At 59.7% G+C, this 19,137-nt stretch carries 15 protein-coding genes and 1 pseudogene; 11 read left to right on the forward strand and 5 right to left on the reverse strand.

What is annotated here, in order from left to right; translation table 11 throughout:
• The first annotated feature begins 35 nt into the window (after window positions 1-35).
• Both CupriaWKF_RS31490 and CupriaWKF_RS31495 read left to right on the forward strand, forming a co-directional pair.
• Entirely contained in the window at window positions 36-323 is a 288-nt protein-coding gene (locus CupriaWKF_RS31490) for a winged helix-turn-helix transcriptional regulator (protein ID WP_276103986.1), read from the forward strand.
• A gap of 263 nt (window positions 324-586) precedes the next feature.
• Window positions 587-1,864: pseudogene (locus tag CupriaWKF_RS31495) on the forward strand (IS1182 family transposase).
• 326 nt (window positions 1,865-2,190) lie between these two features.
• On the opposite strand, the gene CupriaWKF_RS31500 reads toward CupriaWKF_RS31495, so the two are convergent.
• The 5 genes from CupriaWKF_RS31500 to CupriaWKF_RS31520 form a co-directional block, all read right to left on the reverse strand.
• The gene (locus tag CupriaWKF_RS31500) at window positions 2,191-3,696 is read right to left on the reverse strand and encodes a fumarate hydratase (RefSeq protein ID WP_276103987.1); all 1,506 of its coding nucleotides are present in this window, start codon (window positions 3,694-3,696) and stop codon (window positions 2,191-2,193) included.
• Window positions 3,697-3,715: 19 nt separating this feature from the next.
• The gene (gene gtdA, locus CupriaWKF_RS31505) at window positions 3,716-4,759 is read right to left on the reverse strand and encodes a gentisate 1,2-dioxygenase (protein ID WP_346348645.1); all 1,044 of its coding nucleotides are present in this window, start codon (window positions 4,757-4,759) and stop codon (window positions 3,716-3,718) included.
• A gap of 24 nt (window positions 4,760-4,783) precedes the next feature.
• Entirely contained in the window at window positions 4,784-5,422 is a 639-nt protein-coding gene (gene maiA / locus CupriaWKF_RS31510; protein WP_276103988.1) for a maleylacetoacetate isomerase, read from the reverse strand.
• Between the two features lie 13 nt (window positions 5,423-5,435).
• The gene (locus CupriaWKF_RS31515; protein WP_276103989.1) at window positions 5,436-6,134 is read right to left on the reverse strand and encodes a fumarylacetoacetate hydrolase family protein; all 699 of its coding nucleotides are present in this window, start codon (window positions 6,132-6,134) and stop codon (window positions 5,436-5,438) included.
• 73 nt (window positions 6,135-6,207) lie between these two features.
• A complete protein-coding gene (locus CupriaWKF_RS31520; RefSeq protein WP_276104134.1) occupies window positions 6,208-7,299 on the reverse strand; it encodes a porin in 1,092 nt (363 codons plus the stop codon).
• Window positions 7,300-7,890: 591 nt separating this feature from the next.
• On the opposite strand from CupriaWKF_RS31520, the gene CupriaWKF_RS31525 reads away from it, so the two are divergent.
• The 9 genes from CupriaWKF_RS31525 (at window position 7,891) to CupriaWKF_RS31565 (ending at window position 19,123) form a co-directional block, all read left to right on the forward strand.
• Window positions 7,891-8,640 carry a glutathione S-transferase family protein gene (locus CupriaWKF_RS31525; protein ID WP_276103990.1) on the forward strand — a complete coding sequence of 250 codons (750 nt, stop codon included), beginning with the start codon at window positions 7,891-7,893 and terminating at the stop codon, window positions 8,638-8,640.
• Window positions 8,641-8,726: 86 nt separating this feature from the next.
• A complete protein-coding gene (locus tag CupriaWKF_RS31530) occupies window positions 8,727-10,022 on the forward strand; it encodes an FAD-dependent monooxygenase (protein WP_276103991.1) in 1,296 nt (431 codons plus the stop codon).
• Window positions 10,023-10,144: 122 nt separating this feature from the next.
• Entirely contained in the window at window positions 10,145-11,044 is a 900-nt protein-coding gene (locus CupriaWKF_RS31535) for a LysR family transcriptional regulator (RefSeq protein WP_276103983.1), read from the forward strand.
• Window positions 11,045-11,192: 148 nt separating this feature from the next.
• On the forward strand, window positions 11,193-12,605 hold the full coding sequence (gene gorA / locus CupriaWKF_RS31540) for a glutathione-disulfide reductase (RefSeq protein ID WP_276103992.1): 1,413 nt from the start codon (window positions 11,193-11,195) through the stop codon (window positions 12,603-12,605).
• A 662-nt stretch (window positions 12,606-13,267) separates the two neighbouring features.
• Window positions 13,268-14,245, forward strand: a complete 978-nt coding sequence (locus CupriaWKF_RS31545; RefSeq protein WP_276103994.1) for an alpha/beta hydrolase — start codon at window positions 13,268-13,270, stop codon at window positions 14,243-14,245.
• 230 nt (window positions 14,246-14,475) lie between these two features.
• On the forward strand, window positions 14,476-14,766 hold the full coding sequence (locus CupriaWKF_RS31550) for a hypothetical protein (RefSeq protein WP_276103995.1): 291 nt from the start codon (window positions 14,476-14,478) through the stop codon (window positions 14,764-14,766).
• Between the two features lie 391 nt (window positions 14,767-15,157).
• On the forward strand, window positions 15,158-16,714 hold the full coding sequence (locus CupriaWKF_RS31555; RefSeq protein ID WP_276103996.1) for an MFS transporter: 1,557 nt from the start codon (window positions 15,158-15,160) through the stop codon (window positions 16,712-16,714).
• 254 nt (window positions 16,715-16,968) lie between these two features.
• On the forward strand, window positions 16,969-18,063 hold the full coding sequence (locus CupriaWKF_RS31560) for an aromatic ring-hydroxylating dioxygenase subunit alpha (RefSeq protein ID WP_276103998.1): 1,095 nt from the start codon (window positions 16,969-16,971) through the stop codon (window positions 18,061-18,063).
• 70 nt (window positions 18,064-18,133) lie between these two features.
• On the forward strand, window positions 18,134-19,123 hold the full coding sequence (locus CupriaWKF_RS31565) for a PDR/VanB family oxidoreductase (RefSeq protein WP_276103999.1): 990 nt from the start codon (window positions 18,134-18,136) through the stop codon (window positions 19,121-19,123).
• Window positions 19,124-19,137 lie beyond the last annotated feature (14 nt).

The following is a 19,137-nucleotide window of genomic DNA, read 5'->3' on the forward strand; positions in this document are numbered from 1 at the left end:
CCGGCAACAACGAAGCTGTCCGTGCCGATCGCGTGGTGGCCGAGGGCAGCGAACGGCGTACCGAGTACCGACTGACGGAAAAGGGAGAGGCGCACTACCCGATCATCGTTGGGCTACTGCAATGGGGCGACGAATGGTGCAGCGCCCAGAAGCCCATCCGCCTCGTCGAGGACAGCACCGGCGAGCCGATCGAGCAGGTCAGGCTGCGCGTGGGTCCGCGCACACTGGGCTTGCGGGACCTTCGTTTTGAACTCGGGGACGGCGCGACAGAGCGAACGGCCGAGATCATCGCCGCCCGCAACAAGGCCATTCTAGGCAAGTAATCCAGCCATTCATTGATTACCACGGCTGAAGAAAATAATACCTTGTGGGTCATGGGAACGACTTCCTTGCCCATCACGCGCGGGCACTCCGGAAGTCGGACCACGCGAGCGACGGTGTGAGGAGTCTAGGAGCCTGTCGGGCTTTCCAGCCTTCCACTCAATGACGCCCTCCCAGATAATCGTGGCAGCACAACCGACAGACGACCCCGATGAGCCGCCTCGTTCCCGTTGACCGAGACACTGCGTACCTGCTGCCGCCGTAGGTGGACGAATGGTTACCGAGCGATCACCTGGCGCGCTTCGTGGTCGAAGTCATCGAGCAGCTTGATCTGAGCGAACTGACGCGCCAGTATGCGGGCCGGGGCTCGGCGGCGCACCATCCGGCAGTGTTGCTGGGCCTGCTGATCTACGGCTATGCCAACGGCATGCACTCCAGCCGCAAGATCGAACGCGCGACCTTCGACTCGGTGGCTTTCCGCTACGTGGCAGCAAACACCCACCCGGATCACGACACGCTGGCGACGTTCCGACGTCGATTCCTGAAGGAAGTGGAGTTGCTGTTCGTGCAGGTGCTGGTGCTGGCGCGCGAGATGAAACTGCTCAAGCTCGGGCACATTGCGCACCAAGATCGACGCCAACGCGAGCAAGCACCGCGCGCTGTCGTGGGGTCATGCCCACAAGATCGAGGCGCAGTTGCGACAGGAAGTGCAGGCGGTGCTTGCGCTGGCCGAGAACAGCGACCGTGCAGCCATCCCGCGGCGGAGAGCGCTCGACGCGAAGATCGCTTGAGCGCGATGGCGCTGGCCAAGGCAAAGATCGAGCAGCGCGCCGCTGAGCGTCATCAGCGCGAACAGCAGGAGTACGAGGCCAAGACGGCCAAGCGCACGTCTCAGAGGGATGCCGGCAAGAAGCCGCGCGGCAAGGATCCCGAGCCGCCAGAGGCCGGCCCCAAGGACGGTGACCAGGTGAACCTCACGGATGAAGATTCGGGCATCATGCCCGTCTCGGGCGGGGGCTTCGAGCAAAGCTACAACGCGCAAGCCGGCGTCGACACCGAGACGATGATGGTGGTCACACAGCACGTGAGCCAGGCGTGCAACGACAAGCGCGAAGTCGTGCCCACACTGGAGCAGATCGTGGCGTTGCCTGCGGTGCTGGGCGAGGTGCACACGCTGATCGCGGACAACGGCTTCTTCGTTCAGGCCAAGGTGATCGCTTGCCTCGACGTGGGGGTCGATCCTCTGCTGGCGCTCAAGAGGGAGTCGCATCATGCCCCCGTGTTGGAGCGCTTTGCCCCCGATGTGCCGCCGCCCCAGACCACGGACCCGGTTGTGCAGATGGCGCACCGACTGGGCACACAAGCCGGGCGTGCCCTCTACAGCTTGCGCAAGCAGACGGTGGAGCCGGTGTTCGGCATCATCAAGCGGATGATGGGTTGGCGCCAGATGAGCATGCGCGGGCTGGCCCACGCCCAAGGCGAATGGAGCTTGGTGACCATGGCCTGGAACATCAAGCGCATGCATGTGCTGCGCACCGCGTGAGGGGAAAGTGTGCCCCGGTCACGCCGAAACCGAGTCCTCAGGCGGCCCGATACGCCCTCGTGGAGACTCGCCAACCGCTGAGCGCGCTCGATCATCGCGACGCGGTCTCAACAAACGCGTCGCACCGATCCATCGGATTCGCTCGGGCTCAAGTCCGACAGACTCCCAGTGCTACTGTGTCATAGATGTGATTGATCAGCCAGATGCGCAACATGGGCAAAGCATGCGATCGGTCACACGGACTTAAGTCCACCAAAGTCGTCGCGCCGCAGCCCCGTACGTGACCGCATGCACCACGCGACGGGTTATCCATTGTGCTAGCGTCACTATCGCGCTGCCGCAATCCGCCAGGCTCGGGGGCCACTTTCGTGGATGCTATTGCCGCTGGCATCCACCGCGACGACAACGGGAAGATTTTCCACATCGAACTCGTAGATGGCTTCCATACCGAGATCTCCAAAAGCAAGGACGCGAGCCGATCGCACTGCCCTGGAAATCAGATATGCTGCGCCACCGGTCGCCGCCAGGTATACGCAGGCGTTTTTCTTGATTGCTCCGATCGCAGCCGGCCCCCGCTCAGCCTTGCCGATCATGCCGAGCAGCCCAGTCGACGAAAGCATCCGCTCCGCAAACTTATCCATTCGTGTTGATGTCGTCGGGCCGCATGGACCCACTACCTCACCGCGCACCGGATCGACGGGGCCGACGTAATAGATCATGCGATCACGGAAATCCACCGGCAATGGCTCGCCGCGCGTGAGCATCTCGTCAATGCGCTTATGCGCGGCATCGCGGCCGGTCAGCATGTGCCCCGACAGCAGCAGCGTCTCGCCGGCACGCCAAGTGGCGGCTTCCTCTCGAGTAAGGGTGTCGAGATCAACACGGCGGCTCGCAGTCCCGTCCGGCATCGGTAGATCCGGCCACAGGTCGGGTGACGGTGTTGGGAGCATCATTGGGCTGCTGCCATCGAGTACGAAGCGGGCACGCCGTGTCGCCGCGCAGTTTGGCACAACGGCGACCGGCATGCTGGCGGCATGCGTGGGATACGTGGCGATCTTGACGTCCAGCACTGTAGTCAAGCCGCCGAGGCCCTGCGCCCCGATGCCGAGCGCATTGATGCGATCATGGATTTCGATGCGCAGCGCTTCCAGCGCGTTCCGCGGGCCTCGTGCCTTGAGGTCGAGCATGTCGAGCGGCGTCGTCAGGCTCTGCTTGGCGAGTAGCATGGCTTTCTCCGCGGTGCCGCCGACTCCTATCCCGAGCATTCCTGGAGGGCACCAGCCGGCGCCCATGGACGGCACTATGCTGACGATCCAGTCAGCAACCGAATCACTGGGCATCAGCACCGCGAACTTGCTCTTGTTTTCACTGCCGCCGCCCTTCGCCATCACGTCGATCACCACGGTGTTGCCCGGCACAAGCTCGACATGAACCACCGCGGGCGTGTTGTCGCCAGTATTGCGCCGCGAGAACAGCGGATCCTCGACGATGCTGGCACGCAACGTATTGTCCGGGTCACGGTAGGCACGCCGCACTCCCGCATTGGCCGCATCAACGACGCTCGATGGGAATCCTTCGAGACGAACGTCCATCCCCACTTGTATGAAGACGTTGACGATGCCCGTATCCTGGCAGATCGGGCGCCTGCCTTCCGCGCACATCCGTGAATTGATCAGGATCTGGGCAATCGCTTGCCTGGCCGGCTCGCTGGCCTCGCTTTCGTACGCCCTGGCGAGGTGCCGGATATAGTCGGGAGGGTGATAATGACTGATGAACTGCAGGGCAGCGGCGATGCTGTGGACAAAGTCCTCATAGGAAACTACGGTGGTCATGGCGCCTCTCTCTCCCTTTTCAGAAGCGCTGCTCGCGGAACAGGCCGAGCTTTTCCTGCGCGACGCGATCGGAATACGCGAACAGCACGAGGTCCTGGCTAGCGTGCAGCGTGTAACGGCACCATCCCGGTACTACGAAGACATCGTGCGGTGCAAAGTCGATCCGCCGATTACTGACCATTACGTGGCCCCCGCCTTCGACACAAACAAAGACGGTGCTGTCAGTCGCGCGGTACGGTAATGTCGCAAAGCCAGATGGCAGCAGCCGGATCATCGTGGCGATGGTCGGCATTGCCCAGCCACCGTCCACAGGGTTGGTGTAGCGCATCAGGTAGCCGGTGTGCGGATCTGGCGCGCCAGCACGGGGTAACGCGAACAGCGCCTCCCGCGTACGCGCGTAGGGATAGTTGAAGACCGGAGAATTCATTGTCGAGGATCGATGGCCCACTGGCATCAGGCCGGTCCCGTAGCGCGCTAGTGCATCGCCTACTGGCCGCGTGACTGGTGATGCCTCGGATTCGAACTCCTCCCGGAAGCCACCATTGAAGAACGACACAACGGGAATATCGAGGCCATCGAGCCATACCATCGGTGTGTCGCCATCGTGGCCATGATGGTGCCAGGTCCACGCCGGTGTGATGACGAAATCGCCGGGCTCCATATATGTCTTCTCGCCGTCCACGGCTGTGTAGGCGCCGGAACCTTCGATGATGAAGCGCAGCGCCGATTGGGTATGGCGGTGCGCGGGAGCCACCTCACCCGGCAGGATCAGTTGAAGGCCCGCATACATCGTGTTGGTGATGCGCGAACTCCCCGGCAGGCCGGGATTCTCCATCAACAGGACACGCCGTTCGGCCTCCTCGGCTGAAATCAGCGTCGCCGATTCCATTAGATAAGGGCGGGTTGTGCCATAGGACCAGCAGTGCGCCTCGCCAGCCGGCGTAGGTTCCGAAGGAATTAGCTTGCGCAGCCGTGTCCAGAGCGCGGCCATCGCATGTGGCTGGAGTTCGCGGTAGAACGCATCACGCCGGCTCATCACGTCTGTAGCGGTGTTAGTTGTCATGATCGAATGTCTCCTGCGTCGATATCAGTGGGTGGCGATGTAGTCGGGCTGCGCGTTTGGCGCCGCCACCCGGAAGGCCTCGTGACGCATGCAGTGCTCGTAGGTACGACGTACACATGGAAAAGGATCGAGGCTGAACCCTGCACGCAGTGCGTTGGCGACTTGCGGCACCAGGCAACAGTCGGCCAGCGTGGGTGCGTCCCCAACGCCCCAGCCGCCGTCCGCAGGCAGCCATTGTTCCAACGCGCTGAAGCCAGTGGTGAGCCAATGCGCCACCCATTCCGACTTGTCGGCATCGGCAATCCCCACACGGGCGCTCAGGTACTGCTGCACGCGCATATTGTTCAGCGGATGCATGTCACATGCGATCATCAGTGCAATCTCCATTACGCGTATGCGCGCCGGCCCCTCAGCGGGAATCAAGCGCGGCACTGGCCAAGTGCGATCGAGATAGTCGATGATCGCCAGGGACTGCGTGATGGTTTGCCCGCCGTCGAGCAGCGTCGGCACCAGCCGATTCGGGTTGTGTGCCTGATACGCAGGCCGGCTCTGCTCGCCGGCGCGCAGGTTCACGCCGATATGGTTCCAGAGGATTCCCTTCAGCGCCATGGCAATGCGAACCCGGTACGCCGCGGAGCTGTTGAAGAAGTTGTACAAATCCATGGTCGACCCGTCTTTATGCAACGCGTACCTCGATATCGGTGAGCCCGGTGATGCCGCCCAGCATGACTTCACCACTGTGTACCGGCCCGACACCTTCGGGCGTGCCGGTGAAAATAAGATCACCGGGCTGTAGTTCGAAAAGCGTCGACAGATTGGCGACGATCTCGGGTACCGACCAGATCAGCTTGTCCAGGTTGCTGCGCTGGCGGTCCTGGCCATTGACCTGCAGCCAGATGTCGCCGGCGGCTGGGTGACCGACCTCGCTGGCGGGATGCAACAGCGAAACTGGCGCGGACTGATCGAAGGCCTTGCCTGGCTCCCAAGGGCGGCCGCGGTCGCGCGCCGCGATCTGCAGATCGCGACGTGTCATGTCGATGCCGACCCCATAACCCCAGATGTGCGAATTGGCGTGTTCGACGGATACGTTCCGCCCCGGGCGGCCAATTGCGGCTACAAGTTCGATCTCAAAATGGAACTGCTCGGTCGCGAGCGGATAGGCAATCTGCGCGCCGGCACCCACCGGGGCGACCACGATTGCATCCGTAGGCTTGCAGAAGAAGAACGGCGCTTCCCGGCTTGGGTCCATGCCCATCTCGCGCACATGCGCGGCGTAGTTGCGGCCAACACAGTAGATCCGGCGGACGGGAAACAGTCCATTTTTACCAGTCACGGGAATCGTGACGGCGGGAATGGGAGGAACAGTGAGTGTCATGTGGAACTCCAGATCGTCGCGCTCGCTGCGCGGATATTGTGAGCGAGACTAGTGGTGCGGACAGATGCCGCTTTCAGAAGACATGCTTGATGCCGACCATCGCCCCGAGTTGCGAGGCACCCGGCAGCGGATTGGCCCCGGCCGATCCGCTGCTGACGGACAGCGCCAACTGGCCATCGTTGTTGATGTAACCTGCCGTGGCATAGACCAATGTGCGTTTGGAAAAGTTGTAGGTGCCGCGCAGCGCGTACAGCATCGCCCTGTTGCCATTTCCGTGATAGCGCAGGTAGTAAATCTGGCCGGCTACATTGATGGCTGGTGTCAGGTCATGGGAGGCGCCGGCGTACCAGAGGTCGCTCAACCCTGCGGGGCTGCCTTCATTGTCGCGGCGCAGCCAGCCCACACCAACCCTGGTTTTGTCCAAAAGTGCATACGCACTGAGCGACAAACGTTGGTCGGACTTCTCACTGGTGTTCAGTCCGGCGAATGCTCCCGATCCGCCACGAAGGACGTCATAGGCCGCGGCCACGCCGAATCGACTGGTCTCGTACTGCACCATTGCCGACCACTCTCGGCAGGCCGAATGGTCTGCCGGGTTCTCACCCGCACAGTTTGTGCCCGCCGGGCTCGGTCCTGCGTTCACTGCGTCGCGGCCGAAGCTGTATGTCGCGCCAATTGTCAGGGCTCCGAACTTTCCCTTGTAGGCAATTGCATTGTCGGCGCGTGCGTTGGGAATGTAGGTATCGAGTGAGCCGGAGCCGAATGTATTCGGGCCGAGGACGTCCGAGTCGAGCATCGACCAAAACAGCATGGTGTACTGGCGACCAAGCGATATCTGTCCCCAGCTACCCGACAGGCCGACCCACGCTTGGCGTCCGAACAGGCGCCCTCCCTGGTTGCTGACTCCCGAGTCGGGCGAGAAGCCGGATTCAAGCACGGCGTTTGCCTTCAGTCCGCCGCCGAGATCTTCGGTGGTACGCAAGCCCCAGCGTGATGGTACGGTGCCAGACAGCGAACTCATGCGGACGACGCTGTTATTGCTGGCACCGATGCGATTTACGTATTCGACGCCCGTATCGACTACGCCATAAAGCGTTACGGATTGCGCGCAGGCGAGCGCAGGCAAGGTCGCGGCGCATGCCAGCGCCAGTTCATTAAACTTCATAGGTCTGCCTCCTCGTGATTTCGTTCTTCTCAGGAAACTATCGGACCGCGTCTGGTCACGCGGCGTCAGGCGCCGTTCGCGCAAGAGGATCACTGCAAATGCGGCATCGGCCATGGGCAGAAGGAAGAGGAAGTACAGGTCATGACCGTGCCATCCGGCGCCCAGCAACATCCCACCAACTATCGGCGACAGCATTCCACCGTCCCGGCCGATGCCGACCGCGAAGGCGATGCCCATAGTTCATACCTGCGGCTGGGTAGAGCGTTAGAGACACCGTTCTTCGAAATATCCGCGCTCACTTGGCCATCCTCCAGAGTTCTCATAAACCCCGTTGTAGACCGACGTTCTGTGCACTGTGCAGCGTCGTGGGGTGCACGATCAATGAAATGCGGCCTTGCGGCAATGGCGCGATGGGAAAGACCGTTATTCAGAAGTCGAATGATGGCCTTGCGAGCCAGTAACGACGCCGTAATCACGCTCGAAGAGGCGTTGAAAGTTCCGAGCAGATACCGCTTTCACGGGCGTTTGGATTGACCGCAAGATTGGCCGGGACGTACGCTCCAATCACCTCAACCGAACACGGAGACTCACATGCTCTCGCTGTATCACGATTGGCGTTCGTTTTGCTCAATCAAGGTCCGTCTTTGCCTCGCCGAGAAGGGCCTCCCCTGGGAAAGCAACTTCGTCGACCTGATGAAGCTTGAACACACCACGCCGGAATATCTCGCCCTCAATCCAAACGGCGTGGTGCCCACGCTTGTTCATGATGGCGTTCCCATCCACGAGAGCACGCTCATCAACGAATATCTGGAAGAAGTCTTTCCCGAAGTTCGCCTGATGCCGGTTGATCCGGTAGAACGCGCGCGTGCACGCTTTTGGGTGAAGTATGAAGATGACGTGCTTCACCCGGCGATCCGGCCAGCAACTTTTGCACTGATGATGAGTCCCGACCTGGCGCAGCGCTCGGATGCCGAGCTGGCTGCGATGGTTGACGCGCATCCCAACAAGGCGCGCGCAGAAGAGCTTGTCAGGGCAGCACGCGCACCGATCGACGAAGAAAAGGTCGAAGTCGCACGCCTGAATATGAGTCGTGCTCTGGAACGCATGGAGAGCCAGCTCACTGCGACTCGATGGCTCGGCGGCCGCGAATACTCATTGGCCGACATTGCGGCCGCTCCGTTCATCGACCGGCTCGAGGAGCTCAACCTGTCGGGTCTCTGGTCCACCAAGCCAGCATTGATGGACTGGATTGCACGGACGAAGGAGCGACCCGCCTACCGAGAAGCCATTCCGGACAACGCCCAGCGGTTCGCAGCTGCCTACCGCCCCCTGGAAGCCTGAGTCCACCGTGTCGCTAGTCGACTCAGGCTGGCGGCACGGGTGGCGGTCATTAGCAAGTCGATTGCACTGAGGTGGAGGAAGTTTCAATGACGAAAATGAGTAGAAACGAGTTGCCGATCATCGTCTCCGGTGGAGGTATCGGTGGCCTTGCATGCGCATTGGCGCTCGCACAGAAGCGATTTCGGGTCCTAGTATGCGAACAGGCGCCCCGCTTTGGCCAAGTGGGCGCGGGGCTTCAGGTTGCACCAAACGCTTTGTCCGTTCTGGATGCGCTTGGCGTCGGGGCCGATATCAAACGACAGGCACTGTTGATCGAGCAGATGCTGATGATGGACGGCATCAGCGGCGAGTCTGTCGGTGTCATACCCTGCGGCAGCGAGTTCCAGCAGCGCTTTGGTAACCCCTATGGAGTAGCACATCGCGCCGATGTACACGGCGCTTTGCTGGAGGCGTGCGAACGGCATCCACTCGTCGAATTGAGGACGGATAGCAAGATCATCAGGTACGAGCAGGACGGGAATGTCGTCACAATCACCACGGATGCCGGTGCAACGCTCCGTGCATCCGCGCTTGTTGGTGCCGACGGCGTCCACTCGAGGATCCGGCAGCAGCTGATCGGGGATGGCGACTCAGTGCCAATCGGTGCCGTGATCTACCGCGCCCTGGTGCCCGCATCCCACATGCCGCGCGAACTGCAGCATCCCTATCCCACCTTGTGGACCGGACCCGATGCGCATTTGATCTACTACCCGGTCCGAGACTGGAGTCAGTTCAATGTCGGCGCGACTGTTAGGACCGGCGACGGGGAAATGCGTGATGGCGAGGCGTCACCCGAGGAGGCCGCCGCCGCATTCGCGGATTGGGCCCCGGAGCCCAGGCGCGTGTTGTCGCTGGCCCCGGTGTTCCAGCGCTACGTGCTCCGTCAACGCGCACCAATCCCTAACTGGACCGCCGGACGTGTGACCTTGCTGGGCGACGCTGCACACCCCATGGTGCAATACATTGCGCAGGGTGCTGCCATGGCGCTCGAAGATGCGATCTCTCTCGCCACAGAACTGGACGCCGCGGATGGTGCCTGCGGACAGGCGTTTCAGAGGTATCAGGATGTACGGATCGTGCGGTCGGCTCGCGTTCAGATTTCATCTCTGATGCTGGACCGGATCTACCATGCCGGGGGCGTCGAGCGCCTGGTACGCAATTCGGTCTTTGCGGGTCGAACGCCATCGGAGTACTACGATCGGCTAGCGTGGCTGTTCACCGCGCCGGCATATGTGCGCCAATGGCACTCGTCGCCCGATTGCGTCGGAGGCGCAGATGACATGCACATGTCCGCCAATCGCGAGGAACGAGACGAGGCTACCCGGCAGCCACCTGCATGTTAAGCTTCGAACAGATCCCGAAGGCACCGCGATCGTAAGGATTTCACGGTGGCGAGCCTGGCGGGCAATACCGCTCCGCGCGCACCGGCGCTCATCTACTCAGCGACGGATCGCTCATTCTGCAGATGGACCAGTTCGACCTCAATCTGATGCGCATTTTCGACGCCTTATGGCGTCACCGCCATCTGGGAAGGGCTGCGGAAGAGCTCGGGCTTAGCCAGCCGGCGTTGTCGCATGCTCTGAAGCGCTTGCGCGAGCAGGTGGGAGACGTGCTTTTCGTCAAGGCCCACGCTGGCATGCAGCCATCAGCCAGGGCAGTCGATATCGCACCGGTCATACAGGACATGCTCTCGGGGGTACGGGAGCGTATCCTCGTCACACCGCAGTTCGAACCGTCTTTAAGCAAACGCGTCTTCACTATTGCGATGTCGGACATTGGTGAGTTGACGTTCCTACCGCGGCTGCTACGGCATCTGGCTGGCGTGGCTCCCCGGGTAAGCGTCAAGACCGTATCGCTGAGCCCGCGCGAACTCGGCGAGGGTCTGCAGCGCGGCGAAGTAGACCTTGCAATGGGCCACTTGCCAGACCTTTTCGGCACGGACATGTACCAGCAGCGGCTGTTCACTCACGGCTTCGTCTGCATTGCTGGAAGGAACAACCCACTCGCTGTCAGAACCCTGACTCGCGAGCGATACTGTCGAGCGTCCCACGCGGTCGTGCAGTCCGAAAGCCGCACTCATGATCTCGTGGAGCGGTATCTGAGAGAGAACGGCATCCAGAGAAATGCGCAGCTATGCTGTCCGCACTTCCTCAGCATCCCGCAAGTGGTGGCCGCAACGCACCTGATTGCCACCGTAAGCCAGTCGATCGGCGAGGTCTACGCCGATCATGCGGAGTTGCGTCTGCTTGCTCCTCCCTTTGACTTCCCTCACTACGACGTGAAACAACACTGGCATCGTAGCCAGCATGGTGACCCCGGCAACCGCTGGCTGCGCGGGGTCACCATGGCATTGTTCAGCAAATAGTGGCAGCGCCACGGCTGTCATTCACAACGCTAATCAGCGTCTTTTCCTCCACGACATTGCCTGATGGCTCTGCAATCGAGGATAGTCGGTCTATCCCGCGTACTCATTCGCTGAGACTTGCCGGTTTGACCGGCTCATGGAGTTCCCTATGCAGAACCGAATCAAGAAGAACACGCAAGACTTCGATGTCGACATCCTGGTGATCGGCGGTGGCAGTGGAGGCGTGCGCGCTGCTCGTCTGGCCGCGGAACGCGGCGCACGCGTTGCGCTGGTGGAGCAGGGCTCGATGGGCGGCACCTGTGTCAATGCCGGTTGCATTCCCAAGAAGCTTTACAGCTATGCGGCGGGTTACGCGCACGCCTTCGAGGAGGCATCCGGCTTTGGCTGGGCACTGCCATCCGGACATCGCCTCGATTGGGCTAGGCTCAAGCATCGGCGCGCCGGAGAGATTGATCGCCTCAACAAGGTCTATGAGCATATTCTTGCGACCGGCGGCGTCCAGGTCCTCCGCGGCCGTGCTCGGCTCGCCGATGCGCAAACCGTCGTCATCGGAACACAACGAATTACGGCTGAGCATGTGCTAGTGGCGACCGGCGCGAGTGCGAGTCTTCCCGACTTCCCCGGCAGGGAACTGGTGCTGACGTCAGATGCGATGTTCGAGCTTCCGAAAGTGCCCCAACGATTGCTGGTGATCGGCGGCGGCTATATCGCTTGCGAATTCGCTACGATTTACCGAGCGCTAGGTGCCGAGGTGATTCTTGTACACCGTGGCGCGGGACTGCTCAGTGGCTTCGACGACGACGTCCGGGAGTTCCTACAGGTAGAGATGGCAGCGGATGGTATCGAGTTTCGGTTCAACGCCACCGTACAACAGGTAGAGGCAGAGGACGGATTCCGCATCGTCACGCTGAGTAACGGCGAGCGGATTGTGGCAGACGCCGTGCTGGGAGCGACCGGCCGCAGGCCCAACACGAGTGGACTTGGACTCGATGAGATCGGTGTCGCCCTGACATCTGACGGTGCCATCGAGGTCGACTCCTGCTTTCAGACGAGTGTTCCGTCGGTCTATGCTGTGGGTGACGTGATTAACCGGGTGCAGCTGACCCCTGTCGCTCTGCAGGAAGCCACCGTACTCATGGACAGGTTGTTCGGCAGCGGCACGCTTCGCATGGACTATGCCGACGTTCCGACGGCGGTGTTTACCCATCCGAGCATCGCGACCGCGGGCTTGAGCGAGGCCCAGGCAAGAGCACGTTTCAAAAGGGTAGCCATTTACCGCAGTACATTCCGCGCCTTAAAACATACCTTGAGCGGACGGGCGACGCGTACGCTGATGAAGCTTGTGGTAGATGCCGACACCGACCGTGTATTGGGAGTGCACATGGTCGGAGAAGAAGCTGGTGAGGTGGTACAGGGGTTCGCCGTGGCGATGCGCGCGGGCGCCTCGAAGGCCCAGTTCGACAGTACCGTTGGCATCCACCCCACAGTGGCTGAAGAGTTCGTCACAATGAGAACGGCCGTCACCGAGCCCCATCCCGACGTCCTCGTTGCTGCCGGATAAGGTTTTCCTTGCTTGGGAGCTTGACGATCGATCGTAGCGCCTGACCTTGCAAGCGCCTCGCGCGCCAGCACGAGCAAACGGCCTTCGGAGCTACGGTCGTTCGCCGGAAATCGCGTCCCAGTCGGCCACCAGTTCCACGCTGCGCACCGGCCCGTTGACCTCGCCAGCCAGTTTGCTCTACCCAGGGACCGGGACCCTTCACACGCGTCATGACGCTGGGCGCACCGTGGACCGGAGAGCGAACTCGAAAAGGTATCAATCGCATGGTGGACCACGCTCCTCCGCAATCCGTTCGCATCGCCTGAATTCAGCAGCAAAGGGCGGCCTTTGTTTTCAACATCGATTTGTGCAACAACGCCGCGTCTCGGCACTCATTTCTACAGTCGTTCTGTTCTCGGGTACGAGTAAGTCTAGAGCAGATCAAGCACGCAGCCACTTGCCATCGCGAGGTGCCACTACCCTTTGCGACCCGTTACCGCGGCATCGGGCCGGCATCTTGTGCGCCACTGTATCTAGCGTGCACCGGGATACATAGCGATACGCTTCTGTTCATCCATCGTTATACAGAAGAAACATCGATGTCCTTTAATGATACATATGCAACAACACGGCCAGGATCCCGTGGATTGCCGCGCCTCTTCAGCGCCTCAAAGGTGAAAGTTATGACTGCACAACATCAAGATCGCCGTACCCGCCCGTCCGTCCGCGCGCTTGGATTGGCTGCCATCCTAGGCATGGTGCTCACAGCCGGATGCGTGTCAACCGCGCCGGTGAAGAGGCCGGCACCCGAAATCGGCCATGTGGACATCAGCTCCGATATGCAACTCAGGAGGATGGTTGTACGCAATGACAATCCGAAGGGGACCGTCCTGCTTCTGCATGGCTTTCCCGAGACGTTACATGCTTGGGACAGCATCGCTGCTGCACTCGGAACCGACTATGAGGTCCATGCGTTCGACTGGCCAGGATATGGTGAATCGTCGCGCCCTTCTTCCGACAGCTTCGCCTATGCGCCTGCTGACTACGCGAAAGTGCTGAAGGGCTACATCGAACACGCTGGCATCGACAAGCGGAATCTGGTGATCTACGCCACAGACATTGGCGCTCTGCCGGCGTTGCTTGCAGCCATCGATGATCCCGCGATCGCAAAGACCATCGTCGTGGGGGACTTTGCGCCGTTCAACCGACCGCAATATATGCAGGAGCGCCTGCAAGCCCTGAAGAATCCAGAATCGGCCGAGGGCGTGCGTGCAGCCTTCAACAGGACGCGGGATGAAATCCTGGAGAACGCCTTTACGCGGGGCCTTCCGCCGTCATCGGGCTATGCCTTGTCTGCCGAATACAAGGCTGATATGGCACGCGGTTGGCAGAATGGTCCGCTGACATCCGCCGATGCGTTCTATCACTACTACTCGCATTTCACCCGAGACCAGCATGAGTTCGAGGCCAACATCGGCAGACTGAAGACGCCCGTCAAGGTGATCTGGGGAGAGCAGGACATCTACATCAAGAAGGAGATGGGCATCGAATTCGCACGGAAGATCAATGCCCCGCTCACGCTTCTTGCAGAGACCGGGCACTACCCACATTTGCAGCATCCGCAGCAGACCGCGGACGAAATACGTGCTGCATTTCGATGATCGCGCGGTCAGCAGATCGCCGACGCCTGATCACAACGAAGGCGCGTCGCTCCGAGATCGCCACATCGGAGCGACCGTAACAGACGTGGCGGACTTCCCATCTATTCCATACAACCCATCATGATCCATACCTCGATCGAGTCATCTACACCAGAATCGTTCGCAAAGGGGCGCCACTGATAACGCCTGCAAGGTAGTCGCAGCATCCGCTTGCTTTGAGAGATCCAGAAATGACCGCATTTCACAACACTGTCGAGACGCCGGATCGGCTGCGCCGCAAGCTCCTGCTGGGTGGCACAGCCATGACGACGCTGGCCATGATCCTCACCGCTTCCACCCTTGCGGCACCGTTGCAAACGGCACTGGATGTCGCGCCAGAAAGCGTCCGGCCGTTCCGGGTGAATATTCGCAGGCTGCGCTCGATGACCTGCGCCGGGGACTTGCCGCAATGCGCTGGCCAGACGCTGGTACGGTCACTGACCCGTGGCAAGGCGTCCAACTGGACGTTCTGCAAGCGATAACGGACGTTCTCTGGACACTCTCAACCGCTCGCCCATGCGGCGGGCTGCTTGCGTAGGTCCGAGATTGCAGCCCATCGCGAAGATCGTCAGCAAAACGTGCCCTTGACCCGATCCGGCAGTTGCACGCATAGACATTAAAACCGGAACCCCGATCTCACGCCACGTGCTCCTGCCAAAAGGCAAAAACTCGCTCGACAGCCGGCGAAAACTTCAGCCTGGCAACGATCTCGTGTGCCCACCTTCCCCACCGCAATTGGCTTGCAGCTGGATCATTCGATTTCCGAATTACGGTCTTCGACTCCGCGATATTGCGACAGAGCCGCGTTTCGCCGATCGTGGAGCGCCACACAAATCGCAGAGTCTGGATCGCTATCGACGTGAGCAGGGCAGCTTGTCGCCCAACGCAGGAATCCAACCACAAAAGATCGCCAGCATTGCAGCGGCCAGCCCCAATCGCAAATGCGAAGCTGCCCGGTCGCATCTTCTATATGTGCTGAGTCTCACCTCGGAGAAGACGAGGAATGTCAATAAAGGCTGCTGCCGCACTTGCGAAGTGCCTATCGGCCACATCAACCGGCAATACAACCTTGAGGAGGGTGGTGGAGTGAGCACAAATATTCGGAAATTGATCGATGAGTCGCCCATGAGCAGGCTTCAGACAGTGGCCGTCATCGTGTGCATCATCTTGAACATGCTGGACGGATTTGACGTACTGGCGATGGCATTCACAGCTCCACATCTCGCCGCCGGTTGGGGACTGAGTGGCAAGGAGCTTGGTTTGCTGTTTAGCGCGGGACTGGTCGGAATTGGCGTCGGATCAGTCTTGATTGCTCCGATTGGCGATCGGATCGGCCGCCGCAAGGTCATCCTGTGCTGCCTGTGCATGATCGGGAGCGGGATGCTTGCGAGCTCGGTCACGCAAGGCGTCTTGCAGCTAGCTGCAGCACGCGCCTACACGGGGCTTGGAATTGGAGGCATGGTGCCCAGTATCACGGTAATTGCTGGGGAATACGCATCAAACAAATGGCGCAGCGCTTCCATTAGTTTTCAGGCCACCGGTTATGCCGTGGGGGCTACCGCAGGCGGCGCCATGGCCGCTTACCTGATGTCGATCTGGGGATGGCGCAGCGTCTTCGCGTTCGGCGGCGTCGCTACGCTCCTGTCGATCCCAATGGTACTCGCCGTGCTCCCCGAGTCCCTAGACTACCTCCTCACCAAGCGTCCCGCCCGCGCGCTTCGAACAATCAATCGGACGCTTGTCAGAATGAAGCGCCCACCGATTGACACGCTTCCCGAGGTGACCAACGTAGCCGCGGCCGCTGAACCATCCCGTGGCCTTGCCGCGCTCATGAAGGCGCCGTTGCTTCATCGGACTCTGGCGTTGTGGGCCGCCTTCTTCTTTGTCCTGGGAAGCTTCTACTTCGTCGCCAGCTGGACACCAAAGCTGCTGGTGCAAGCCGGCATGTCAGCGGAGCAAGGCGTTACCGGTGGTGTGTTGCTCAATCTTGGGGGCATTGTCGGATCAGCGCTATTCAGTTTGCTATCCGCCAGATTTGGCTTGCGTCCTCTCCTCATCGCCAGCCTGGTAGCCGGTGGTGTGCTGATGTTCGCCTTCGGCACCCAGACCACCTCTCTCGGCGTTGTGATGGCAATCAGCATTCTGCTTGGCGCTGTACTCACTTCATCCGTAGCAGGCATGTATGCGCTGTCGCTGGCAATCTATCCGACCGGAATTCGGACGACCGGCGTCGGCTTTGCGGCAGGTGCCGGCCGAATTGGAGCGGTAGTTTCACCTCTTGTAGTCGGGGCGCTGCTGGATGGGGGGTGGTCCGTTCCCAACCTATATTTCGCTTTCGTCCTGCCCGTCGCCGGTGCCGCAATAGCAGTCGCCATCGCTCACGTAAGTGTTCCGGACTCGCGTGATGGACGTGAACCGGCAGTGTCATAGCTGATGCACCAGGGCGTGGCGATATACCAAAGTGACCCGACGATCTAAACCGGCCGAAATAGCCATTTATTGTTTGGAGACAATCAATTTTTGGCCTGAAATGAGTGCCGGTAAAAATGTGCGGTAGATAAGATAGCCTGGCGTCATTCGTGAAATTTTTAATCATCATCTGTATCAACAATCTTTCGCCGTCGCAAAGCATGTCGACGTTCACGCCGTCAGACAATAATTAATAGGATCCATAGGAGGCACAAATGTTTTCACCGCCAAAAACACAAAATTTCCCCATGAATGCATGGTATGCGGCGGCATACGATGTGGACGTCAAGCGCACGCTGCTGCCACGCACCGTCTGTAATAAACAGGTGGTCCTATATCGACAAACCGACGGAACCCCGGTAGCACTGGAAGATGCCTGCTGGCATCGTCTGCTTCCACTGTCGATGGGCCGGCTCGACGGCGATACGGTGGTTTGCGGGTATCACGGACTGGTGTTTAACGCCAGCGGCCGGTGCATTGAAATGCCATCGCAGGAAACTCTGAACCCTTCAGCCTGCGTCAGGTCCTATCCGGTGGTGGAAAAGCATCGCTTGATTTGGCTGTGGCTAGGCGATGCATCGAAAGCCGATCCGGCGACGATTCCCGACTTTCACTGGAATGAGGATCCTGCCTGGGCCGGCGATGGCGAGACCATTCACGCAAAGTGCGATTACCGTCTGGTAGTGGATAACCTGATGGATTTGACGCACGAGACTTTCGTTCACTTCACCAGCCTGCACCAAAAGGAACAAGCCGAGTCCCCATTCGAAGTGACTTACGACGATAAGTTCGTCACCGTATCGCGCTGGATGCACAACGTCGATGCGCCGCCTTTTTGGGCGGTGCAATTGCGCAAACATAACGGCTGGACTGGCAAGGTCGATCGCTGGCAGATTATCCGCTTTGAAGCACCTTGCACGGTTACGATCGATGTTGGCGTAGCGCCCGTGGGAACTGGTGCGCGTGAAGGCGATCGTTCGCAGGGCGTTAATGGTTATGTACTGAATACGATTACGCCGGAAACGGATACCACGGCTCATTATATTTGGGCCTTTTGTCGAAATTATCGCATTGGCGACCAGAGTATCACGCAGCAATTTCGGCAGGGCGTGCGCAGCGTATTCCGTGAAGATGAACTGATCGTCGAGGCGCAGCAACGGGCGATTCTGGATCATCCTGATCGCGAGTTTTATAATCTAAATATTGACGCTGGCGCATTATGGGCGCGGCGCTTCATCGATCGGATGATTCAAATTGAGAATGATATCGCTCTTCCTTCGGCTGTTATTCCAATTCGCGTCGCGAACTAATGTGACGCAGGTGTGAGATGACCTAATTTCGAAAATTAACACAAATCAATCTCTACAGGAATTTGGGATCATGAAATTTCGAGACGACTGGGCGATGGTCTCTATCGAGCGTATTGAGGACGTCAGCCCAACCATTCGATTGATCGAGATTGCGGCTGGCAACCATTTCAAAAACTGGGCGCCTGGTGCTCATCTGAGAGTACGAGTAAAGGTGGAAGAGCGAATCGAAATTCGGACCTATTCGTTGATCGATCTCGGCGATGACGAAAAAAAATATCGCGTCGCGGTTAAGCTAATGGAGGAAGGATTGGGCGGCTCGCGCTACATGTGGAGCCTGCAAGTTGGCGATGCGCTCGAAATATCGCAGCCACATAATCATTTCGAGCTGAGCTGCTACGCGTCCTCTTATACGCTGGTTGCCGGCGGTGTCGGGATCACACCGTTGGTCAGCATGGCATATGTCCTGAGAAATAGTGATAAACCGGTACGGCTGTTCTACGGCGTACGAAGCCATACCGAGGCGGCGTTGGCGAACTTGCTTCGAAGCTGGCTGGGCGACCGGCTGGAACTATGCGTGGCCGACGAAACGGGACCACTCGATCTGAAGAGAATTGTCGACAGCGTGACGGGCGATGGTGAGCTGTACATCTGCGGGCCGATCGCCATGCTTGAGACAGTCAGTCGAATTTGGAAAGAAAGCGGAAAATCGATGGGCGCATTGCGCTACGAAACATTCGCCTCCAGCGGACATTACCCGACTCGCCCGTTCACCGTCGAACTTCCGCGATTCGGCAAGACAGTCGAGGTTGCTGCGCATCAGACGTTACTCGCAGCGCTCGAAGCGGAAGGGATAGAAGTGATGTCGGACTGCAAGCGTGGCGAATGTGGACTATGCGTGGTCAACGTACTGGAAAGCAATGCGCCTGTGGACCATCGGGATGTGTTCTTAAATCCGTCAGAAAAAGAGGAGAGCAAGAAAATGTGCGCCTGTGTTTCGAGAATTAGCGGAGGCACGTTGACTCTGGATACAGCCTATCGCGGCCCAACGCCCAACGCATGACAAAACACGGCGGG

The organism is Cupriavidus sp. WKF15 (assembly GCF_029278605.1).
Lineage (GTDB): Bacteria > Pseudomonadota > Gammaproteobacteria > Burkholderiales > Burkholderiaceae > Cupriavidus.

Bases quoted from the DNA above. Each gene is read 5' to 3' on its own strand.
- CupriaWKF_RS31500 (WP_276103987.1), bottom strand. From the start codon at position 3,696: ATGACCACCGTAGTTTCCTATGAGGACTTTGTCCACAGCATCGCCGCT.
- gtdA (WP_346348645.1), bottom strand. From the start codon at position 4,759: ATGACAACTAACACCGCTACAGACGTGATGAGCCGGCGTGATGCGTTC.
- maiA (WP_276103988.1), bottom strand. From the start codon at position 5,422: ATGGATTTGTACAACTTCTTCAACAGCTCCGCGGCGTACCGGGTTCGC.
- CupriaWKF_RS31515 (WP_276103989.1), bottom strand. From the start codon at position 6,134: ATGACACTCACTGTTCCTCCCATTCCCGCCGTCACGATTCCCGTGACT.
- CupriaWKF_RS31520 (WP_276104134.1), bottom strand. From the start codon at position 7,299: ATGAAGTTTAATGAACTGGCGCTGGCATGCGCCGCGACCTTGCCTGCG.
- CupriaWKF_RS31525 (WP_276103990.1), top strand. From the start codon at position 7,891: ATGCTCTCGCTGTATCACGATTGGCGTTCGTTTTGCTCAATCAAGGTC.
- CupriaWKF_RS31530 (WP_276103991.1), top strand. From the start codon at position 8,727: ATGACGAAAATGAGTAGAAACGAGTTGCCGATCATCGTCTCCGGTGGA.
- CupriaWKF_RS31535 (WP_276103983.1), top strand. From the start codon at position 10,145: ATGGACCAGTTCGACCTCAATCTGATGCGCATTTTCGACGCCTTATGG.
- gorA (WP_276103992.1), top strand. From the start codon at position 11,193: ATGCAGAACCGAATCAAGAAGAACACGCAAGACTTCGATGTCGACATC.
- CupriaWKF_RS31545 (WP_276103994.1), top strand. From the start codon at position 13,268: ATGACTGCACAACATCAAGATCGCCGTACCCGCCCGTCCGTCCGCGCG.
- CupriaWKF_RS31550 (WP_276103995.1), top strand. From the start codon at position 14,476: ATGACCGCATTTCACAACACTGTCGAGACGCCGGATCGGCTGCGCCGC.
- CupriaWKF_RS31560 (WP_276103998.1), top strand. From the start codon at position 16,969: ATGTTTTCACCGCCAAAAACACAAAATTTCCCCATGAATGCATGGTAT.
- CupriaWKF_RS31565 (WP_276103999.1), top strand. From the start codon at position 18,134: ATGAAATTTCGAGACGACTGGGCGATGGTCTCTATCGAGCGTATTGAG.